This window comes from Arthrobacter sp. H14 (assembly GCF_000520495.1).
GTDB lineage: Bacteria > Actinomycetota > Actinomycetes > Actinomycetales > Micrococcaceae > Arthrobacter_C.
In genome coordinates, this window is sequence record NZ_AZRX01000489.1 from 1 (window position 1) to 4,930 (window position 4,930).

At 60.7% G+C, this 4,930-nt stretch carries 5 protein-coding genes; 4 read left to right on the forward strand and 1 reads right to left on the reverse strand.

Translation table 11 applies throughout. The features are described 5' to 3' along the window. Positions 1-347 (forward strand): S-layer homology domain-containing protein (locus Y707_RS22600; RefSeq protein WP_035779902.1); only part of this gene is annotated, 347 nt, incomplete at its 5' end. A 363-nt stretch (positions 348-710) separates the two neighbouring features. On the opposite strand, the gene Y707_RS32505 is transcribed toward Y707_RS22600, so the two are convergent. Next, positions 711-887 (reverse strand): hypothetical protein, encoded by a 177-nt coding sequence (locus tag Y707_RS32505; protein WP_253905017.1) that lies wholly within the window; start codon positions 885-887, stop codon positions 711-713. Between the two features lie 138 nt (positions 888-1,025). On the opposite strand from Y707_RS32505, the gene Y707_RS0101645 reads away from it, so the two are divergent. The 3 genes from Y707_RS0101645 to Y707_RS0101655 form a co-directional block, all read left to right on the forward strand. Beyond that, positions 1,026-2,189, forward strand: coding sequence for an ATP-binding protein (locus tag Y707_RS0101645; RefSeq protein WP_026533814.1), 1,164 nt, complete (start codon positions 1,026-1,028; stop codon positions 2,187-2,189). Between the two features lie 289 nt (positions 2,190-2,478). Next, entirely contained in the window at positions 2,479-3,507 is a 1,029-nt protein-coding gene (locus tag Y707_RS0101650; protein ID WP_051441539.1) for a tyrosine-type recombinase/integrase, read from the forward strand. 232 nt (positions 3,508-3,739) lie between these two features. Then, on the forward strand, positions 3,740-4,930 hold a 1,191-nt coding region (locus Y707_RS0101655), incomplete at its 3' end, for a site-specific integrase (RefSeq protein WP_162150153.1).

Sequence of the window (4,930 nt, forward strand, 5' to 3'; positions counted from 1 at the left end):
CCGCCGAGCACCCCACCAATGGAAAATTCTATAAGGAAATAACCTGGCTCGAGGAAGCCGGCATCACCACCGGGTACGACGACGACACCTTCCGCCCGCATGAGCCCATCAACCGTGACGCAATGGCAGCCTTCCTCTACCGGATGGCCGGAGAACCGGCATACAACCCGCCGAGCACCTCACCATTCGAGGACTACCCCACCAATGGAAAATTCTATAAGGAAATAGCCTGGCTCGAGGAAATGAACATCACCACAGGCTGGCCCGATGGCACCTACCGTCCGCTCGAACCCATCAACCGCGACGCCATGGTCACCTTCCTCTGGCGCTTCGATAAGCAGTTCTAACTTCCTGTCTGCCCTGCATGAGAATCCGGTCAGCACAACTACACATCCACCGATGAAAAGAACTCCGTTAAATCCAGCCCGACCACAGATAAGTATGTAAAGCCACCACCGTCCACCGCATCGGCAGCCGCGGCTGGTAAAGTCGACGGTGCCTCATACAAGCGAGAGATGAGCTGAGCTGCCTGCCCCCATCGGCAGCTCGGGCAGGGCCGGCAGGCACTTTAAGAGCGGATTCGACTCCTCCCCCCGGAACAGGACCGCTTTGGCCTGCCGGCTCTGTCCGCCAACTTGGGCACATACAGGCGTTGGCTGTGGCAGAGTCGCAGTGTGGTCAGTGCTCCCGGGACAACGGGACCCATGGCTTCAGCTGATGTTGTTTTTCCTGACGGGTACGCTCAGACTCTCGATGTGCTCAAGCGTCGGATCCGCGAGGCGTGTGTTCGGGCGCAACGGACGGTCAATGCTGAACTGATCGAGTTGTATTGGCACATCGGCCACGAGATCCTCGCCCAGCAGGGCCGTCAGGGCTGGGGGAAGCAAGGTGGTAAATCAGCTGCCTACCGATCTGAAGGAGTGCACTGGCCGAGGGGTAGTCCAATTCGAGGGGGTTGGAGCCTTGTCACTAAAGAGGCAGGTGATACAGTAAACAGTGTAAAAACTGTAAAGGACAGTAAATCCATGGCCGAGAACCCTTTCACCCCCACATTCGGCGTGACGCCGCCGCTGCTCGTTGCCCGCGAGGAAGAGTTGGAAGTATTTGTCGAGGGGCTCGAGGATGGTGTCGGTTCCCCAGGACGGGCCATGCTCATCACCGGCACCCGGGGCTCCGGCAAGACAGTGCTGCTGAACAGCATCGAGGACGCGGCACGGACCCGCGGGTGGCTCATCGTCTCTGCCACCACCGGGGTAGGCGTCGCAGAGGAACTGGCCACAACTCGCATCGCCGAGCTACTCCACAAGCACGACCCCGGGGCCCGTGCCTTCTCGCCGACCGGCGGTTCGGCTGGTGCCGTGGGTTTCACCGCGGGTACGCAGGGAGCCTACGAGAACCAAGTGCCTCTGCCAACACTCAACTTCCGCTCCGGCCTCGAGCGACTCGCCGACGTCGCCGATACACGCCTGGGGGCGGGTGTCCTCATCACCCTTGACGAGGTCCATACCTCCGCCATCGCCGATCTCCGCCAGATCACCCAAGCCCTCCAGCACAGCTTCCGTGAAGGCCGGCAGGTGGCGCTGGTAGCCGCGGGTCTGCCCAGTTCGGTCAGCGACCTCCTCTCCGACGACGTCACCTCGTTCCTACGCCGCGCTGAACGCTTTACACTTGGCCCGATACCGGCCGGAGCCGTCCGATCCGCTCTGGCCGACCCGATCACCCTGGCCGGGCGATCAATCGCTCCGATCGCTCCGGAGGCGCTGGAGCTGGCGGTGGAAGGCACTCGGGGTTACCCCTTCCTCATCCAGCTGGTCGGACACCGGTCCTGGAGAGTGCAGCCGAAGACACCGGAGATCACCCTTGAACACGCGCGGGCAGGCATCGACGGTGCGATCCGCCGTGCCGGCCGGATGATCCACGAGCCTGCTCTGCGGGATCTTTCCGACGTCGACCGGAGCTTTCTGGCTGCGATGGCCATTGACGAAGGGCCTTCACAGATCGCCGACATCGCCGAGCGCATGAGTGTCGATCTCAACTACGCCAACCAGTACCGCCGCCGGCTCCTGGCGGCCGAGATGATCGTCCCGGCCGGCCGCGGCAGGCTCTCGTTCACGTTGCCCTACCTACGGGACTACCTGAACGACCATGCCGTCACCGAAGCGCTCTCAGGTCCCGAAGCGCGACCCTAACCAGTCCGCACCGTCCGTCCGCTCGCGCACGGGTCGGTTCAGCAAAGGACAGTCCCAATTCCTGCGCAGGTAACGTCTGCTTCCTATTCGCAGGCGCTGCCGTCACCGTTTATCTGTAGTGCCTACAGCGATGTCTTCTGAATCAATCCAATTGGAAGCTCAGCCGACACTCCGATTAAGTTGACACTCTTATCCGTATGTCTTCTGTAATGTGCATCACGTGGTCACTGGTGTCCGCTATTTTCGTGCTCAACGAATTTCTCTACCTGATGGTCGTCGGTCTGCGACGGTGATCGGGCCGGATGGTGTTGCGGCTGCAGCCGAGGACTACCTCACCTACCTCGAGGCTTTGAACCGCTCGCCCCACACCATCCGCGCCTACGCCAGCGACATTGCGATCTGGTTCGATTTCCTGCACCGGCGGCACCGGAATTGGGATGCCGCCACGATGAACGATGTGACTGACTTCCAGAGCTATCTTCGGCGGACGAACCGGTCGAAGCCAGAGCCGGAAGCGATTGTGCTGCACCCATCAGAGCAGGCACGATCACAGGCAAGTGTCTTGCGGACCCTGACGGCCACTTATCAGTTCTACGAGCACCACAATCAGACCCCGGTTGCCAAGGCTTTGGAACGTCGGCGAAAGCTCACCGCGAGCCAGCCACGGCGAGGCGGCCGCCCGGTGAAGTCTCGACCATTCAGCCCGCCGGTGCCTGAAAAGCTCCCGCATGCCCTGACCGAAGATGAACTGGTAAACATCGTCGGGGCCGCCACCAGGCTGCGGGACCGACTGTTGTTTCTGCTCATGGCATTCAATGGCCTTCGCATCGGCGGCGCGCTGGGCCTGCGACACAGTGACATTGATGTCCGCAAGCGAACACTGACGGTCCGGCCACGGGAGGACAATCTCAATGAGGCACGAGCAAAGCGGAGAACTGACCTGGTCCTCCCCTTGCACGACGCCGTCGGCGAGGCGTACACGGATTACCTCGATCTGGAGTATGGCGACCTGGACTCAGACTACGTCTTCGTAAATCTGTGGGGAGGCGACCAGGGAGCACCGCTGACATACGACACGGTCAGAAAACTGATTGAACGAACGTGCCGCCGCGCCGGAGTGGTATTCACCGCCCATGACCTCCGGCATACTTTCGCGGTGCTGACCCGGCGCGGTGGTGCATCCCTTGAGTCGGTCAGTGAACTGCTTGGCCACGCCAGTGTTGCGAGCACACAGATCTACTCGAAACTGTCCGTGGAGGATCTGCGCCGGGATCTGGACAAAGCCGACGCCTACCGGAGGGCGGCCCGGCGTGACTAGCAGCGCGCTGCGGTTGATCCGGCGGACCGAGACCGAACCCTACGATCGCATCGCTGCTGCCCTGCGTCCTGAATTTCGCTCCGATACTTTCACTCCCAGGATGGGTGACCTGGCGTTGTGGGGGCGGCCTTGCTCGGTGGCGGAGTGTCAGGGCTGGGATGCACATGGAGCTCCGCCTCTCTGCGAGCAGCACAGGAAGCGGCTGCGCGCAAAGAGATTCCGGGACAGCGAGATGAGCCGTGAGACATTCATTGACTCGGGCGAATTACACGGTGGACCACTCGCTCACAATCACCCTCCATATGACTTTACCGACCTGCCGCCGGCTCTAAGTCTCGAGCTTCGTCTCCTCCTTCAGAGCCGGCTTGATGCGAATCGAACCATGCTGCGGCGGCACGAGTATCAACACATCCGGAAGCAGGCCCTCAATGCAAAAATGAACTCGCTGTTGGAGGGAACCGAGACGCTAACCGACTGCATCTACATGTCCAACACACCAGTGCCGCCTTGCTTCACCGCAAGCAGCAACGCTGTGAAAGCACACGTCCGATTCGCTATCGCCGTTGCAGCCGAAATCGGATGGCCGCTAGACCTCATGGATCGCGACCGATGGTACGAGCACGATTACGGCCGGGAAAACGCGCGAGTGAAGACCTTGTCCTTCGCTGGCTTCGAAAGCCACTGGGTCAAACAGTGGGCCAAGCAGTTTATCCACTACGAACTGACCATCGGTAAAGCGTGGTCGACCGCAATCAGCTATGGCTGCCGGTTCCTGCCGTTCGCGCGGTTCGTGGCGCGCAATCATCCGGAGATGCGGGGACCTCAGGACGTCAATCGAAAATTCCTCCTGGAGTACATCGGCTGGATCAATAGGCAGCCAAACGTGGCTGCTTCCCAGCGACAGGCGCTAGCGTCGGCCGTAAGGGTTCTGCTGGAGGAGCATCGCGTCAACGAGTGGACACCGCACATCCCAGAGACGGCGGTCATTAGGCAAGGCGAGTTGCCGAAAAGGGCTGAGGCTCTTCCCCGGCCCATTGACGAAAGGGTCTTGCGCCAGATTTTTAACCCGACCAATTTGATTCTGGCCAGTCCGCAACTTGGTCTCCTGCTTCACCTGCTCGATGCTCACGGCTTCCGCGCCGGAACAGTCGTGTCGCTCGAGATTGATTGCCTCACGGAAGATGCCGACGGATTTCCCGCATTACGGTATTGGAACCGTAAACGGACCAGGGAACGACTGCATCCAGTTAGAGATCCGCAGCTTCCAGATCTCATTCGCGAGCAACAGCACCGCGCCCGCACGCAGCATCCGAACACGACATATCTGTTTCCCAAAAAAGTTGCCAACGTCGCGGCGAATCAGCATTACCCCGTCTCGACCTTGCAAGTCGCTTTCGCCGCCTATCTGAAGCAGGCCGGCGTC

Coding starts and splice junctions, on each gene's coding strand:
- Y707_RS0101645 (WP_026533814.1), top strand. CDS start 1,026: ATGGCCGAGAACCCTTTCACCCCCACATTCGGCGTGACGCCGCCGCTG.